General features: G+C 39.0%; 12 protein-coding genes. 8 read left to right on the top strand and 4 right to left on the bottom strand.

Annotated features, from left to right (window positions below; translation table 11 throughout):
- Window positions 1–101: 101 nt before the first annotated feature.
- Complete coding sequence (locus GLW00_RS19840; protein WP_160916942.1) at window positions 102–248, bottom strand: hypothetical protein; 147 nt, start codon at window positions 246–248, stop codon at window positions 102–104.
- A gap of 788 nt (window positions 249–1,036) precedes the next feature.
- On the opposite strand from GLW00_RS19840, the gene GLW00_RS19835 reads away from it, so the two are divergent.
- Window positions 1,037–1,663: a hypothetical protein gene (locus tag GLW00_RS19835; protein WP_160916940.1), complete on the top strand. Its 627-nt coding sequence runs from the start codon at window positions 1,037–1,039 to the stop codon at window positions 1,661–1,663.
- A gap of 816 nt (window positions 1,664–2,479) precedes the next feature.
- Here the strand turns inward: GLW00_RS19835 and GLW00_RS19830 are convergent.
- On the bottom strand, window positions 2,480–2,731 hold the full coding sequence (locus tag GLW00_RS19830; protein WP_160916939.1) for a hypothetical protein: 252 nt from the start codon (window positions 2,729–2,731) through the stop codon (window positions 2,480–2,482).
- A gap of 424 nt (window positions 2,732–3,155) precedes the next feature.
- Between GLW00_RS19830 and GLW00_RS19825 the strand changes: the two genes are divergently transcribed.
- The 6 genes from GLW00_RS19825 (at window position 3,156) to GLW00_RS19800 (ending at window position 12,238) form a co-directional block, all read left to right on the top strand.
- Window positions 3,156–5,072, top strand: coding sequence for an N-6 DNA methylase (locus GLW00_RS19825; protein WP_160916937.1), 1,917 nt, complete (start codon window positions 3,156–3,158; stop codon window positions 5,070–5,072).
- A 52-nt stretch (window positions 5,073–5,124) separates the two neighbouring features.
- On the top strand, window positions 5,125–5,652 hold the full coding sequence (locus GLW00_RS19820; protein ID WP_160916935.1) for a hypothetical protein: 528 nt from the start codon (window positions 5,125–5,127) through the stop codon (window positions 5,650–5,652).
- The gene (locus GLW00_RS19815; RefSeq protein WP_160916933.1) at window positions 5,645–7,180 is read left to right on the top strand and encodes a class I SAM-dependent DNA methyltransferase; all 1,536 of its coding nucleotides are present in this window, start codon (window positions 5,645–5,647) and stop codon (window positions 7,178–7,180) included. Before GLW00_RS19820 ends, GLW00_RS19815 begins: the two co-directional genes overlap by 8 nt.
- Window positions 7,170–8,423: a restriction endonuclease subunit S gene (locus GLW00_RS19810; RefSeq protein ID WP_160916932.1), complete on the top strand. Its 1,254-nt coding sequence runs from the start codon at window positions 7,170–7,172 to the stop codon at window positions 8,421–8,423. The genes GLW00_RS19815 and GLW00_RS19810 overlap by 11 nt, the downstream gene beginning before the upstream one ends.
- Window positions 8,410–11,517, top strand: a complete 3,108-nt coding sequence (locus GLW00_RS19805) for a type I restriction endonuclease subunit R (RefSeq protein WP_160916930.1) — start codon at window positions 8,410–8,412, stop codon at window positions 11,515–11,517. The genes GLW00_RS19810 and GLW00_RS19805 overlap by 14 nt, the downstream gene beginning before the upstream one ends.
- A gap of 130 nt (window positions 11,518–11,647) precedes the next feature.
- Window positions 11,648–12,238 carry a restriction endonuclease gene (locus GLW00_RS19800; RefSeq protein WP_160916928.1) on the top strand — a complete coding sequence of 197 codons (591 nt, stop codon included), beginning with the start codon at window positions 11,648–11,650 and terminating at the stop codon, window positions 12,236–12,238.
- A gap of 525 nt (window positions 12,239–12,763) precedes the next feature.
- On the opposite strand, the gene GLW00_RS19795 is transcribed toward GLW00_RS19800, so the two are convergent.
- The gene (locus GLW00_RS19795) at window positions 12,764–13,030 is read right to left on the bottom strand and encodes a hypothetical protein (protein ID WP_160916926.1); all 267 of its coding nucleotides are present in this window, start codon (window positions 13,028–13,030) and stop codon (window positions 12,764–12,766) included.
- 779 nt (window positions 13,031–13,809) lie between these two features.
- Window positions 13,810–14,418, bottom strand: coding sequence for a recombinase family protein (locus GLW00_RS19790; RefSeq protein WP_160916924.1), 609 nt, complete (start codon window positions 14,416–14,418; stop codon window positions 13,810–13,812).
- 1,597 nt (window positions 14,419–16,015) lie between these two features.
- Between GLW00_RS19790 and GLW00_RS19785 the strand changes: the two genes are divergently transcribed.
- Window positions 16,016–17,110: a replication initiation protein gene (locus GLW00_RS19785; protein ID WP_160916922.1), complete on the top strand. Its 1,095-nt coding sequence runs from the start codon at window positions 16,016–16,018 to the stop codon at window positions 17,108–17,110.
- The last annotated feature ends 57 nt before the right edge of the window (window positions 17,111–17,167 follow it).

Below are 17,167 nucleotides of genomic sequence, written 5' to 3'. Positions count from 1 at the left end.
TTTTGCGAAACCATATAAACAAGCCATATCGAATTATATATTCGTTATGGCTTGTTCGGAATAATATTTACTTTCAAATTTTCTTCGTATTATTCATCAAATTATCTTAGTGTTTTTTCTGTTTCTTTTTCTACTTTTAATCTTCGTAATAAATCATCAGTTTCTTTTTCATAGGGAAAAGTAATATTTTTAGCTATACATGCTCGTTTATTTGGGTTTCTTGCTATATTTGTTTTTTTCTTTTTCAAACACACACACAACCCCACGCTAGTGAATAATTTTAATCTATTGTTCATCATCTATCTAATTCAATTATAAGGTATTTTTCAAATGATATGTATTTACCCTTGTTAATTCGATTACGATTTCGCAAACGAATTACAATGTAAAAAGTAGCTCAATTTAGGGCGTGAATTTATTTTTTGTACCCCAAAACTGAACTACTTAGCATATGATGCGCCTCTCTTTTTGCTCATTTGTCTCTTTTGTCGTTGTCGCTATTTTCACCCCAAAAAAAATAGCCCCTCCTGGCAAAGGGTTTACTATTATTTTACCACATAATGTCACTTCATATTCAAGGTGTTTTCACTAAAGATTATAGCTCTTTGCAGATCAATATGAGAGTGAGAATCCAACTGTATTGCTGCAATAAAAAAGCTCGATGGATAAGGGGCGATGATGAATATTTTTGTCTCTTATTGATTAAGTAAATACGTACTACTAAAATAAAACACTCAATATTAACACTGATACTGTTACAAAACATGTAATAGTAATAAGTAACACATTATTGTAATAATAATTCAATATAGAAATAAGAGATTGATTTCCAAGATAACTCAAGCAAAGTAACGACTCGGTCAGGGTGTAAGCAGGAGATACACGATACCGCGTCGTATAACTCACGTTGAGAGCACGACACTAGTACGTGCAAGTATCTTTGTAGTATCGACACGAACACGTGCTAATGCAGACACTAACTCGGCACAGTGTCGTGCATTCACTCAAAATCCAAGTGATTCGAGGAGGGAGGGCTATGATGAACGACGTGGATACGAGTAAGGTAGAAACGAAGCCACTATTGGAACGCATTAATGAGGAAGGTAAGGTCAGCGAGGTTGCTGCAGGATTCGGAATCAGCCGTGACCTGTTATCCAACCGATTGAAGGCGGCAGGATATAGATACGACAATGCGAAGAGGATTTACAAATACGAAGGAGTACAACCCGAACCGGAAACGATCAACCTCTCCAAGCAACGTGAACGTAAAAAATCGAATAGGAAAGCACCAAAAGAGAACTTAGGGGGATCACAGAAGGCTGGTAGTCTCACAGAGAGGATTGCATCCAGTGAAGACAGTAACACGTCCCAGGGTGGATCCAGTGAGCTTACAGGAGCAGAAATCGAAATTCTCCGTGACATAATAAAGGAATGGGACTCTACAAAAGAAGGCGCAGCCACAACCGAAAAGGATACGACTTCTATTTACGAGCAGCTTTTAAAATTGGATGCGACAGCCGAAAAATCTCGGAGAGCTTACAATGTGAATCGTGACGTCTGGAAGGAGTTTGATAAGCTTTCAGAGAAGCACATGATCGAGAAGGGACAAACGATTGAGCTCGCATTGGTAGAGTTCATCGAACGTTACGGGGATAACGAATAGGAGAGAAGGGGTGGGGATTACAACTCAAACCTGTGACTTAAACCCATCTAAGTTCATAGCGCTCTATCCATCTTACTTATATAGGTCCCACAAAGTATCACACATTGGGTGCTTGTGATGATAAATTCTCAATTGGTGATATATGCACCTCTCCACTTTGGAACCACAAAGAAGTTCGGTGGCTGAAATTTCATCCAGCTCTCAATTATATAAAGAGAAATAACTATCCTCGCGTTCTTTAAACAGGACGCTTTTTTTGTTCCTGCTTTGTTCCTTTTTGGGGTCAAAATGTTCCTTTTTCGCCTTAAATGTTCCTTTTTTTGGTCACTTTTGCATGTGCGCAAGTATTCTTTCTCAATGAAAGCGCTATCAATTCGGATCAAAAAAAGTCACAGAATTGCATACACGCAAGTAAAATTCGCTCATTTGTTCCTGCTTTTCTCGAAATGTCCCTGCGATGTCCCTGGAATTTCACATTAAAAAGGAACATCCAAATCGCTCTATACCAAGGGGGCACAGAATTATGTTCCTTTGTTCCTCTTTTTTATAATGAAAGACTTATAAAAACAGATATATACATATCTGTGTTACGCATATAAAAGTTTCCTTGAAAAAACCAGGAACCAAGGAACATATCTCGAATTTGAGATATGAAACAGGGGGGGGCATACCGATCTTTTTTCCGTGACTCAAAGATGATTCATGAATTTATAAGACCATTTAAAAAGTTCAACTTCTAGGATGTGAGAGGTGGGGGAGGACACCCACCTCCAGAGTATGTGATCAGTTAACTGTTCATCAGTGAAACATTAATCCCTATTGCGTAGTTGTGTTGCATTCATCATAAATCCCATCGGAAATAAGCCTTTCATGACGCAGAAGAAAATCTTTGACTGGAGAATGAGGCAGGGAAGAAACATGGGAGTGGAGATACGTTGTAGGAAGTGTGGGGTTTTCTTGATCTACAACAATAATTTGACGATCCTCATTGGCCATAGGATAAGTACATTCAATATGAAACTGCAAATGGCCCCCTAATTCTAAAAGAAGTTTTGTTTTCGCATCCATAGGAAACCTCCTTTCTATTTGTGCTAACTTACAGTTCCACACCAGTTGAATAATTACCTGCTTACTCACACAGAAAAGAATCCTTAAAGACCAAAAGAGGGAAAAGCTGTATATAATTGAATCAACAGCTACTGTTTTGCAACACCTGGGATTTTATAGAGTAATTTAATTACTTTTTAAATTTATCGAAAAAAACCGTTGACATATTTCCATTATTTGAGTATATTATATATAACAAGTCACTTCAGAGGTGTTGATGAATGAAAATAAATTACTCGTCCACCCATTTTATCCTGGCGGGGTAGCTAGTAATGAATGGTTTTAGATGGTATTTAGCGAAACCCAAATAGTGTAATTTTTTTCAAAATAAACAAAAAGTAATCAGTTTACTTTTTGAAATAAATTAAAAAACGGAGGAATCAAAATGTACGAAACTAATTTCCAAAAGGCGGTATTTGAAGGATTAGATGTATTACGACATGATCCAACCATTAACAGCAACCAAACGAATGGTATCCAAACTATGTTGAGCTCTTTGGCATTGATCTATATAGAGGAATTGGATCAATTTGATATCCCTAACGAAATTAAATGGAACCAAGTAACTCAACACGGACATGAGATTGGAGAACGTTTGCAAGAAGCAGCAAAAGAAACGGAACAAATCATTCCTTTCTTAGACAAGGCCCTGATCTCTGCGAATTTTGACTCTCTGGAAGAATCTACTTTATTTAAATTTGCTATTACGTTAAATAAATACAAACGTCCTTCCCCTGAGGAGTTTGGGAAGATTGCCGAAAGCCTCCTATACCGTTACATGGAATCACAAGGGTTGAAAGGAGGAGAGCACATCACTCCGTATTCAATTAATTCCCTTCTTCCAAAGCTTTTGGATATCCAACAAGGAAGTGTATACGACGGAACGGCCGGGTCGGGGCTGTTACTCACGGAAGGGTTGAGATACGCAACAGGGAAGGATAAAGAGTTATCCTTTTATGCTCAAGATATAAATGAGAACGCTTGGATAATCGGCCGAATCAACTTATTTGTCCATGGCATAACCAACAGCCAGTATCAGCTGGGAGATACGTTATTAGATCCTGCCTATAAAGAAGATCACAGCTTAAAGAAGTTTGATTATGTCATGATGAATTTCCCTTTTTCTATTTCCTGGAATCGTGAAGCTGTTGAGGATGAGCTGATGGGACGCTTTATGTATGGTCTACCGAGTAAATCGAATGCAGATATGGCTTTCATCTCCCACGCTATCGCATCCTTAAATAATGAAGGTAAAGCCGCATTGGTCGTATCCCATGGCGTATTGTTCCGAGGCGGTGCAGAAGGTAAAATCCGAAAAGAGTTGATCCAAAGCGACCTCATTGAGGGTGTAATTGGTCTACCTTCAAATTTATTTTCATCCATGGGTATTCCAGTGGCTATTGTACTCATCAATAAAAACAAACCAAAAGATCGCAAAGAGAAGATATTCTTTATGGATGCGTCTGAAGAATTTCAAAAAGGAAGAGGCAGCAATCAACTGCGGCCTGAAGATATCCAAAAGATTGTAGAAGCGTTTCATAACGGAAAAGAAATACAAGCATACAGCCGTTTTGTCAAGCTATCAGAGATCGAGGAAGGGTCTCTATCTATCCGTAAATATTTTGATGTCGATGATGTAGATTCTCCAATTGGGACTGTGACTGTAAACAGTAAATCCTTTATGAATCACAATGTTCCTAAAAAAGATTTGGGTGATGTAGCTGAAGTTTATCGTGGAATTAACATGCCTTCAAAATCCAAGCAACAAGAACCTGGAACGGAATATAAGGTTATTCAATTAACTGATGTCCAGGGAGGAGAAATCCAATTTGATACCCTGCAAACCATGACCATTAAGGACAGCAAGAAAGCCCAGCAGTATATGGTGAGAAAGGGAGATATCATCGTATCAGCTCGTGGAACTACCATCAAAGTTGCAGTGGTCCCAGATATAGAAGGAGAGATCATCTTATCTCATAACTTTATTGGCTTACGACTCAGCCCTAATTATCATGCTCAGTTTCTAAAAGCTTATCTGGAAAGTCCCTTGGGACAATATTACTTGTCTTCTTCTCAAAAAGGATCTGCTGTCAAAGTTATCAGCTTAAAAGAAATTGTAGAAGTACCGGTCCCTGAATTGCCATATGACAAACAGCAGCACATCGGTGATTCCTTTGCCCAGGCAAATAAGGACTATCAACAAGCAATCAAAGAAGCCGAACAAAAACAAAGGGAGTCCTATCTGGACCTATACGAAGAAATGGAGATCACTGTTGCTTTCGAACAGAAACTACCGGAATAAGCCCATAGGGGTTGCGGTTTTTAGTACAATATAACTATAAGGGGAGATCGTGATGACTACAATTCGGAAAGCTGATTTCTACTACGGATCCTTACTGTCGGTTTTCATTAATAACGGAATGGCCCCAGCCATTGTGGAACCAGGAGAAAACCGTCGTGTTTATTCAGTCACAACCGATCAAGGAGAGTATGAAATTTATACGAAATACGCCTCCATGCCAGCGAAACGAAAGAATAAACACACAAAGATTTGGACGTTTTCCTTTTCCACAGAAGAAATGGAGAGGATTAAACAATACCAAGATAATGGAAAGAAATATGCCTTTGCGTTTGTATGCGGACAGCATAACAAAATGCAGAATAGCGAGATTGCTATCTTAACACTGGAACAAGCGAAAGACTGCCTGGACATCGATTTTCAAAGAGAGAGTCACCGAATTACGGTAAAGGCTGTAAAAGGACGACGGGGGCTCGGGGTTTACGGCACTGGCCGAGCTGACCAGTTAAACGGAAAAGATAATACCCTACGCATTAAGCGCGTGGCCTTACCCATGATTGAAGGAGGAGTTACAATTGGCTAAACAAGAAACAGGTGCAAATATCGGATACGAAGAAAAGCTATGGCAAATGGCAGATAAACTCAGAGGGAGCATGGACGCTGCAGAATACAAGCACGTCGTGCTCGGCCTCTTATTCTTAAAATATGTTTCAGACAGCTTTGAAGAATTACATGCCAAATTAAAAGAAGAAGAGTATGCGGACGAAGAAGACCGGGATGAATACTTGGCCCAAAATATCTTCTGGGTACCTAAAGAGGCGCGTTGGTCTCACCTGAAAGTGAATGCTAAACAGCCAGAAATTGGTCAAATGGTAGATGCTGCAATGATTGCAATCGAAAAGGAAAACGAGTCCTTAAAAGGGATTCTCCCGAAAATCTACGCACGTCCGGATCTCGACAAACGACGCTTGGGCGAAACTATCGATCTGTTCTCTACGATTCGCGTAGGGGACCAAAAAAGCAAAGCCAGTGATGTTTTGGGACGCGTCTATGAGTACTTCCTTGCGCAGTTCGCCAGTGCGGAAGGGAAGAACGGTGGAGAGTTCTATACCCCTCGTTCCGTTGTCCAGTTACTTGTTGAAATGATCGAGCCTTATAAAGGAAGAATCTATGACCCTTGCTGCGGTTCCGGTGGCATGTTTATTCAAAGTGAGAAATTCGTGGAGAATCATCAGGGTAAATTAGGAGATATCGCCGTTTATGGTCAAGAATCCAATCCCACGACCTGGCGTTTGTGCAAGATGAACTTGGCAATTCGTGGGCTTGATAGCAACCTTGGCGGTGAACATGCCGATACCTTTCATAAGGATTTGCACAAGAGCTTGAAGGCGGATTATATCTTGGCGAACCCTCCGTTCAACATCAGTGACTGGGGTGGAAATCGTTTATTGGACGATGCCCGTTGGAAATTTGGTATTCCACCAGAAGGTAACGCCAACTATGCCTGGATCCAGCATATGGTTTCTAAGTTGGCTCCTTCCGGAACAGCTGGTTTTGTTTTAGCCAATGGTTCTATATCGACCAGCCAAAAAAGTGAATTGGAAATTCGTAAAAACATCGTCAATGGAGACCTTGTTGAATGTATTGTTACGTTACCAGGGCAACTTTTTTACTCGACTCCAATCCCTGTATCCCTATGGTTCGTCACACGTAATAAAGCGGCCAGAGGACAACGAAATCGTAAAGGAGAAACTCTGTTCATTGATGCCCGAAAGTTAGGATTCATGGCGGACCGTACTCATAAAGAGTTTTCGGAGAAAGATATCCAACAGGTTGTTAACACCTTCCATTCCTGGCGGGGAACGAATGATCAGGAATATGAAGACGTCCTTGGTTTCTGTAAATCATCGACTTTGGGGGAAATCAGAAAACATGAATATATATTGACACCTGGTCGGTATGTGGGCCTTGAAGAAGTAGACGAAGATGATGAACCTTTTGAAAATAAAATGGAACGATTGACTGGTGAATTAGCGGAGCAGTTTGCGAAGTCGAAAAGCCTGGAAGATGAGATTCGTAGGGCACTGAGGGGGATTGGATATGAAGTGTAAAATAGGGGATATTTGCAAGGTCAATGTCCATACCCTTAAGAAGAACAATCTCCCAAAAGAAATATACTACTTGGATACTTCTAGTGTTACAGAAGGGCATTTTCAGAAGCCTAATAAGTTAACTATAGGCAAAGATAACGTGCCTAGTAGGGCAAGAAGGAAAGTTAAAAAGAATGATATTGTTTATTCAACTGTTAGACCAATACAAAGACATTATGGTTTCATACGTGAAAGTGAAGAACATTTAATTGTTTCTACTGGATTCGCTGTTTTGACGCCAGATGAAACAGTAGTAGACCCCTATTATCTGTACTGCTTTTTAACGTTAAATCCAAATATAGAACTTTTGCAAGCTATTGCGGAGAACAGCACTTCTGCTTATCCGTCTATAAAACCTAGAGATATTAGCGAATTAGAAATAGAGTTGCCTAACCTTGATACTCAAAAGTCTATAAGTATTTTTCTTCGTAGTATCAATGAAAAAATAGATCTAAACAATCAAATCACCTCTAATCTAGAGGAACTTTCTAAAAATTTATTTAAAAACTGGTTTATTGACTTTGAATTTCCGAATGAAGGCGGGGAGCCATATCGTTCTAGTGGTGGAAAAATGGTAGAAAGTGAGCTCGGATGGATCCCTGCAGGATGGGAAGTATCAAAAGTTAAAGATGTAGCTCAAAACGTAGGGAAAAACGTTAAGATATCTGAAATTGATAATGAAACGCCATATATCGGATTAGAGCATATGCCAAGAGCGAGTGTAGCTTTATCATCCTGGGAAACTAGTGAAAAGGTCAATAGCAACAAAAAGTCTTACAAGAAGAAAGATATTCTCTTTGGTAAATTAAGACCTTATTTTAAAAAAGTTGGTATTGCACCCACTAATGGCATTTGCTCCACAGACATCCTAGTTATTAATTCTATAAAAGCAGAGCACTTTTCTTTTCTAGTATGTTTGTTAACTCAGGATAAATTTATAGAATATTGTAATCAAACATCTACAGGTACAAGAATGCCAAGAGCAGGATGGCAAGCAATGGGAGATTATAAACTGGCATTACCTCCAATTGAGTTAGCTAGCAAATTTGAAGATTTGTTAAATCCTTTTTTTGACCAAATTCTAAGTTTGATATATCAAAACAAAAAACTAGAAGGTATTAGAAAGAGTCTTATACCAAGACTTTTATCCGGTGAAATAGTGATAAATGAAGAAAGTGAGGAGGTAGAGAATGTCTTGGTTTAACGAAGATGAACTGGAACAGGCGACGCTCGAATGGTTTGAGGAACTAGAATATGAAATAGCTCATGGACCGGACCTTTCCCCGGAGGGGGAAGATCCGGAACGCCATGATTATCAAACCGTTATTTTAGAGGACCGTTTATATAATGCACTGGCCACCATCAATCCACAAGCAGACCCTGATCAATTAGAAGAAGCTCTCCGTCAGCTGACGACAGCGAAGCACCCCTCGCTCTTGATGAACAACCGAGACTTTCATCGCACCTTAACCGACGGAATTGATGTAACGACGCAAAGCGCAGGGGAAGAGGAACGAACGGAAAAACTATGGCTGCTAGATACTGAAAATATCGAGAACAATGATTTTCTTGTTCTTAATCAATTCACAGTGGTCGAGGGGCGAAACAACAAACGTCCGGATGTCGTAGTGTTCGTTAATGGATTGCCTGTCGTTGTATTCGAACTGAAGAGCTCCTCCGATGAAAATGTCGGGATTTCAGAAGCCTACAATCAACTACAAACCTATAAAGCTACTATTCCAACTCTTTTTCAGACAAACGCCTTCATGGTAATCAGTGATGGGGTGAATGCCCGGGTCGGAACCCTCACTTCTACGGAAGAATGGTTTACCCTCTGGAGAACGTTTGACGGTGAAACCATCGCGCCCAACACAATCCCTCAAATCGAAGTCTTAATCCGTGGCATGTTCCAGAAAGAAACCCTGATTGATATCATTCGCCATTATATTCTATTCCAGGAAGACGATCAGAGCCTGATCAAAATCCTGGCCGCGTACCATCAGTACTATGCTGTCAATAAAGCAATGACACAGACGAGCCGAGCGATTTCTGAGGAAGGGGACCGAAAAATCGGAGTCATCTGGCATACCCAAGGGTCAGGAAAAAGTCTTTCGATGGTTTTTTATAGTGGGAAGCTTGTGCTAGGAGCAGACAATCCCACAATTGTGGTACTAACAGACCGAAATGACTTGGATGAGCAACTTTATTCCACATTCGGTAAATCTTCTTCCATTCTTCGGCAAGAGCCAAAGCAGGCCACTTCCAAAGAACACTTGAAAGAACTTCTATCTGTGGATTCAGGGGGGATTGTGTTTACCACGATGCATAAATTCGCTCCTGAAGGTGAAGAGGAATCCCTAGAAACGTTTACCGACCGGAAAAATGTAATTGTGATTGCAGACGAGGCTCACCGTTCTCAATATGGCTTTGAAGCCGAAGTACGTAAGAGTAAAAAGTCAGCCAAATTGAAGTATGGTTTTGCGAAATACTTGCGAGATGCTTTGCCGAACGCTTCTTTCATTGGGTTTACAGGCACTCCTGTAGAGCTTGAAGATAAAAACACCCCAGCTGTTTTTGGTAATTACATTGATGTGTATGATATGACTCAAGCCGTAGAAGACGGGGCGACCGTTAAAATCTATTATGAAAGCCGTATCGTGAAGTTGGATATGCCCGAAGACGAAGCGATGGACATTGATACAGAACTTGATGATCTCACCGAGCACCAAGAGTTTGACGAACGAGAAAAACTAAAATCAAAGTGGTCCCGATTGGAAGCGCTAGCAGGCGCAGAGTCACGAGTGAAACGGTTGGCTAAAGACATGGTCGATCACTTTGAAAACCGGCAAGAAGCTATGTTCGGAAAAGCGATGGCGGTCGTCATGTCTCGCCGCATTGCCATTGATCTCTATAAGGAAATCATTAAACTGCGTCCAGACTGGCATAGCGACGATGACGATAAAGGGGTAATCAAGGTTGTCATGACTGGTAACTCCAGTGACCCTGAAGACTGGCATAAATACACGGGGAATAAACGGAGAAGAGAATATCTGGCAAAACGAATGAAGGACAATAAAGATCCGTTGCAGTTCGTCATCGTACGAGATATGTGGCTCACCGGTTTTGATGTTCCTTCCATGCATACAATGTACATTGATAAGCCGATGAAGGGACACAATCTTATGCAGGCTATAGCCCGAGTAAACCGTGTGTTTAGGGATAAACCAGGAGGATTAGTGGTCGATTACATTGGTTTTGCAGACAGTTTGAAAGAAGCTCTCAAACAATATACGGAAAGTGATCAAAGAAATGCTGGCGTTGATACAGATTTAGCAGCAGAAATCATGCAGGAGAAATATGAATTGTTGCAGAGCATGCTTCATGGTCATGATTATCAGAAGTTCTATTCAGAAAAACAGACCGAACGTATGCAAGCAATTATCGAAACTGTCGATTATGTGCTTGGTCTTGGAGAGGACCGGAAAAAGGATTTTTTGCGACTTGTGACTGAATTATCCAAGGCTTATGCGTTGTGTGCCACGACCTCACAAGCCCAAGAATTAAATGAAGAGGTCGGATTTTTTAAAGCTGTGAAATCAGGGGTCATTAAGCTTTTACCCGAAGGAAAAAAGAAGAAGACAGGTAGCCAAATCGATTCTCAGATTAACCAGTTAATTTCAAAATCTATCATTTCAGAAGAAGTCGTAGATATTTACGGATCTTTAGGTCTTGAAAACCCGGATATCTCCATTCTTTCAGATGGTTTCTTACAGGAAGTTCAGGCTATTCCACAAAAGAATGTGGCTGTTGAGCTGTTGAATCGATTACTGCAAGGAAAAATCAAGAATATCCAACGTAAAAACCTCATTCAATCCAAGAAATTCTCGGATTTATTAGAAAAGGCTCTAAACAAATACAATAAGCGGACCATTGAAGCTTCAAAAGTCATTGAAGAACTCATTGAAATCGCTAAAGAAGTCAATGCGGCTTATAACCGTGGAGAAGAGTCCGGTTTGACTGATGATGAAGTCGCTTTCTACGACGCATTATCGAATAATAAATCAGCAGAAGAAGTGATGGGGGATGAAACACTCAAAGCTATCGCTCATGAGCTGACTAAGTCCATCAAAGCGAATATGAGTATTGATTGGAACTTACGTGAATCGGCGAGAGCTAAAATGCGGGTAACCGTAAAGCACCTCTTGAAGAAGTATGGTTATCCACCAGATCTCCAACAAATGGCGATTGATACCGTCGTCGAACAAGCCGAGTTGATGGCCAGCAACGAGAGTCAATAACCTTTAACCACAAACCATTCAAACTGGTTTGTGGTTTTTATTATCACATGTAATCACATATTGACATTTTGTGGTTATTATTTTATTATTTACATGTAATCACAAATAAACAATATGAGGAGTGTGTGCCGTGGAAACCCGAATCTGGCTTGTAAGACCCTTGCCTCACGGAAGCAATCATATGAAAGATTTTTTGAGTGAAAACATCATTGCAGTAGGTTATCCAGTAGGAGAACCATTGTCGGGCTGTAGTTATAGCCAAATTCGATCTTTGCTAAAAGATAACGGATGGGAAGAAGGAATCGGTAATGTAAATACCCTTGTTCATGGAATGAGTGTAGGGGACATCGTGGTCGTTCCCGACGATAACAAAAAAGATGTCTACTTTGGTAAAATCACGAGTGATTATCAATACGTAGAGGAACTTGATGAAAACATACCTGAAAGCGGGTACCCTCATCAAAGAAAAGTGGAGTGGTATTTTGATAAAAAGCCTTTACTAAGATCAGAATTGCCTGATGAACTAAGAGGATCCATGAGGTACCCAGGGACCATTGCTGATATAACCAAGCATCACGAGCATGTATTCAAAACAATAAAAGATCCTAGTTTAAATACAGAATCTACATTAGAACAAAAGGCGAAAAAAGTGCTTGAGGAAATGTTAAATCATGAGGATCCAGAAATTAAATTAAAAGCTGTGGAGATTGTTTTGAAATAGGTCACGAAACAAGTTCTATCCTTGAGTCTGAATTGACTGCGTAGCTTATTTTGAAGTGACCCATAAGATAACTTAAATACTCATTATAACTGAAGCAGAACTTGGGGATTGTTTAGTCGCTAAAGTAGAAAAGCTATCATCTTCTGATGATAGCTTTTTACCAATTATGAAGGTTTCATTTCCATCTGTTTAACAAGCTTGCTTATTAAATGTTAGGTCTATAACTAGCAAAGTATAACGCATATGGTGTATCAATTTAAGGGCGAAATCATAAGTATAGTTATCGGTTCATAATATGATTCAGGGTTTGATTGACTAAAAATCATCCTCTATGGTTACACTATTTTCAAACGATTCGATTATGTACTACAGTGCTCAACATTGCGTTATTTAAGTTCACTTATTGTAAACAAATATTTCTGTGTGTTATTATTAGATAAAGATATGAAATTATATAATTATGAAAAACGATGCACTTTTCACGCAAAAAAATATCTTTTTTAAAGTTATTGAAAAAACCCCCGTTTAAACGAGGGTTACAAAAATGCATGCAATCAATACAATCGTTAGAAGTAATAATGACATACCAAGAATAATGATGGGGTTTTTTACAATGAATGCTAATATTAGCTTTTTCTTCGCTAATATTAAAAGTATACCCGCCCCAGCCGTAAAACCTTGAAACATTGCCATTCTTTGTACGAAAGTTAATGAAGTTATTGCTTGTTTAATTTCGTACTGAAAAACTTGTGTACCAAGGGTTACTAAAACCCCTAAAATAAAGAAATACATTTATCCCTCTCCCTTCAGGGGAGTTTTCGAACTTGTGTGTCCATCCGCCAAGATAGTTCACAAGTTCAAATCCCTCCAACCTGCATTTTTTTGGTGCAAGATTTATTTAAACATGATGAACAAGCGCCAACTTGCTCATCATGAAATTGGAAGGGTCCTAAAAAATCTTCTTTGCCGAGAAGGTTTTTTTTTTGGCTCTGTAAAACACTCTAGCCAAATCCTTAGTCTTTGATTCACTAACATTTATTTCTATATTTAGTTGTTAATGTCCAAATAAACTCTTTTTTATATTTTACCATATCCTGCTTCCTATTGTATCAAATCCTCGCAGTAGTGCAGTAATTGTGCAACTGCTAATATAAGATTGCCTCAACCTCTAAGTATATTATATCCTACATTTCAGAACTGTTTGAAAAAAATCTTTGTTATTATTGGAGGTAACTCTTGTATTTAAGGTATTTAACAAATCAAATATATTTTAGCATATGGAAAGTCGACATGATGACTCACCAGTAATTTAGATATTAACAAAGCATTGCTTCCCTTACTTTTATACGTACAATTCTATCTGTTTTTGCCAAGATCATTATTTCCTTTTGTACAACACTTTTTATTATCGACGATTTCCCATAGTAGGTGGTGAAAGTTTTTTAAAACATATCTTTAACCTTATAACAATACTCCTGTGATATCTCCTCTAACTTAATTGCTTCTTCATCCATGTGTTTAGTCTCTATGGTAAAAAAGCTATCATCTTCTGAGGGTAGCTTTTTTACGGATTATGATGGTTTCTTTTCCATCTGTTTAACAAGCTTATAAAAAGTGGTCTTTTTTACATCTGATTTTTCCATAGCTTCCGTTGCAGTTATTCTACCAGCCTTCCATTCATTATAAGCTTCCATAAAAACATCGGTAATTTGTGCTTTTGGACGACCAAACTTCTTTCCTTTCTCCAAAGCTAAGGCAATTCCTTCACGCTGGCGCTTTCGAATACGATCACGCTCTTCCTGAGCCATCCATGAAAGGATCTGTAAGACAAGGTCTGCAATAAAAGTCCCCATGCTATCTTTATATTGAGTGGTATCCAGTAAAGGCATATCCAGTACAACAATGTCAGCCCTCAGCTCTTTTATGATAGAATTCCACTCCTTTACAATTTCCTCTTTGTTCCGACCAAAACGATCTAGAGAATGAATATATAATACATCCCCTGGCCGAAGAATTCGCTTTAGGAGCTGATACTGATCTCTTTCAAAATCCTTTCCACTCACTTTATCGATAAAAATATCACGCTTTTTTATCCCTTTTTCTTTCATGGCAGCAACCTGACGCTCTTCATTTTGATCTTTACTACTTACTCGTATGTACCCGTATTGTCTATTCTCCATTTTAAAAAGACACTCCCAGTTTAATTTTCTTCCCTTAAGTGTATAATTGTCGTTCGCAAATGTACACAAGAAAAACCGAACGTTCTCATTTTAAATTTAGACTTTTACGAACGCTATTTTTTCTGAACTTCATACTTTTTCGGATTCGTTCACAAATGTGTACTTTGCCGAACCTTAAACAGTAGAAACAAAAACTATGAGAGAACGTAAGACAAAACTAAAGACATAAAAAAAGCCCCTAGAGTAATAGGGGCTTCTTACTTAACGCTATAGGTTTGCTATTTAACGAATATCCTTATAAGACACTTCAGTTTAAAGGGAAATATGATTTGTTCATCAATAAATATATTTTTCACTCTACCAAAGAATGGTATAATAGGCGACAGTACCCTGTGATTCGGTTCATTTTTCCCACAATTTCGAACCGAAGGGGGGTTAAACTCCTAATGAATCGCATAAGCCAACCACACAAACAACATGAACGATGCACATGCAAGAAGCGATCAGGGTTACTGAAGGCATGGGACTGGTTCCTACGCCTCTTTAACACTGCTCGCTTCATCCAGTGGATCTCAACCTTCATTGGTTAATCCACACACATAAGTGATAAGCCGGTAGGTCGTAACAACCCCACGCCGTTACGATGGTCACTCTCGAACCGAATCATAGCTATCGGCTTATCTAATATCTATTACTTTCCATTCCCTATTATTCTTATACAAAACTAAATAAAAAATGAGAACAGAAAAAAGACCCGAGGTTCCCACGCCAAAGGTCTTTTTTCGTTCCCATATTCAAAGCCGAAATTTGAATCGCACTTAAACGTTCTTTTAAGATTATGCCAACCACGACATAATCGGAATCCGTATACGACAACACGTGATTCACTTAACTTGAAACAATGCGTTATGGATTCCTTAAGCAAAATTATAGCACTCTATGATAGCGAGTTCAACGTATAAATAACTACAATTTATACAATGTTGCTATCACTTGGTACTATCATAGTGCTGATACAGGTGAGTATAAAGACTAAAATTTATGTGTCAGTTAAGGGATATAATTTCCTTCAATATAAATAATCAGGCTTTGAACCTTCTCTAATGATTCATTACAAGTTGGTTTAAAGGGGGCAGTTTTGGCTTTTCAACGTAACATCATCTATATATGATGTTTTACATATATTTTATTGTTTTAAATGTTTTATTGTTTTCGGACCTTAAAAAGCCTATGAAATCAACCTTTTCAGGATTGAACCCTTACAGATTCGGGCTCAACCCTTACAGATTCGGGTTCAACCCTTACGGATTCGGGTTCAACCCTTACAGATTCGGGCTCAAGACCTTACAGATTCGGGCCGAACTCTTACAGATTCGGGTTCAACCCTTACAGATTCGGGCAAACCCTTACAAATTCGGGCTTTGAATCAAAGTCAATATTTCAATAGAAGCTTATTATTCCACCCCAACTGTAAAAATTCCATAGTGAACCCTTACAGATTCGGGCTCTAATGTGGGGATAGCCATAATGCTTTTTTCCTTGTACAATAAACCTTACAAAGATACAAAAGTGTAAGGTTTGAGGAGTGTGAATAGAGTTGCCTAACTTTGAAAAGGATATGATGAATAATACAGTTACGAAATCCAATCAGCTGATAGAAGCCAATTATACCTCTCAGTTGTCTGAAAGAGAGCAGAAGATCATCCTATACATAGTGAGTAAGGTTCAAAAAGATGACGATGATTTTCAAACATATACGTTAAGCATCAATCAATTCACACAGATGATGGGGTTGAAAAAGCCGAAATACGAGGAATTGAGGGAAGTTACTAAGCGAATGCTTACAAAAGTGATTGAAATTAAACGATCAGATTCATTGTTGCAAACTCATTGGTTGTCCTCGGTTAAATACAATCAATGGCAAGGGACAATCGATTTTTCCTTTCACCCGGACCTGAAACCTTTTCTTCTCTATCTGAAGAAGGAGTTCACTTCCTACAAATTGATTAACGTTTTACGCTTGAACGGAAGGTATGCCATCCGGATATACGAGCTACTGAAGAAATGGGAACGAGTGAAAAAGGTAGAATTCTCTATTCATGAATTGCGGTCCATGTTAGGAATTCACAACAAGTATAAAACATACTCGAACTTCCGGACGCGGGTGCTGGATCCAGCGAAGAAAGAACTTTACGATAAAACGGATATTTGTTTTGAATATGAACCCCTAAAGAAAAATGGGCGAGGAACCTCACATATTCGCTTTCATATTCAGAAAAACCAAAAGAACCCTCAAGTACTGCCAGACGAAGTTCAAATCATCAACCGCCTAAGAGAAAGTCCTATTCTATCTCACACCTATGTAAAAGACGAAGCGCTTCATGAGTGGATCCAGATGGCTAAAAGTGTATGGGGGAGTGAATATGAACCGTCTTTATTTGCTGTTGTGGAACATGTAGAAGGAAATAAGAACGCGACAAATCCACCAGGTCTTTTAAACCATATATTAGAGGATATGAAGAAAGTGGTGGAAGAAGGAAAAGAAATTCCGCCATTGAGCCTTGGGAAACATAATGAGGTTATACCATTATCGATGCAAGAGGATTACAAGCAACAAGGCGTTGAGGAAGCTGCTGCTTCTGTGGATATGGAAGATATAAGAGCACGTATTAAAAAGCTCACAAGTGGTTGAGAAGCGGATTACCTACCCTTTAACATTATATAGAATAAATGATGATTTTGTATTTGA

Source organism: Halobacillus litoralis, assembly GCF_009856445.1.
In the GTDB taxonomy this organism is placed as follows: domain Bacteria; phylum Bacillota; class Bacilli; order Bacillales; family Halobacillaceae; genus Halobacillus; species Halobacillus litoralis.
Note: the sequence above shows the minus strand (reverse complement) of the source record. Positions and strands in the feature narration are given on the sequence as shown.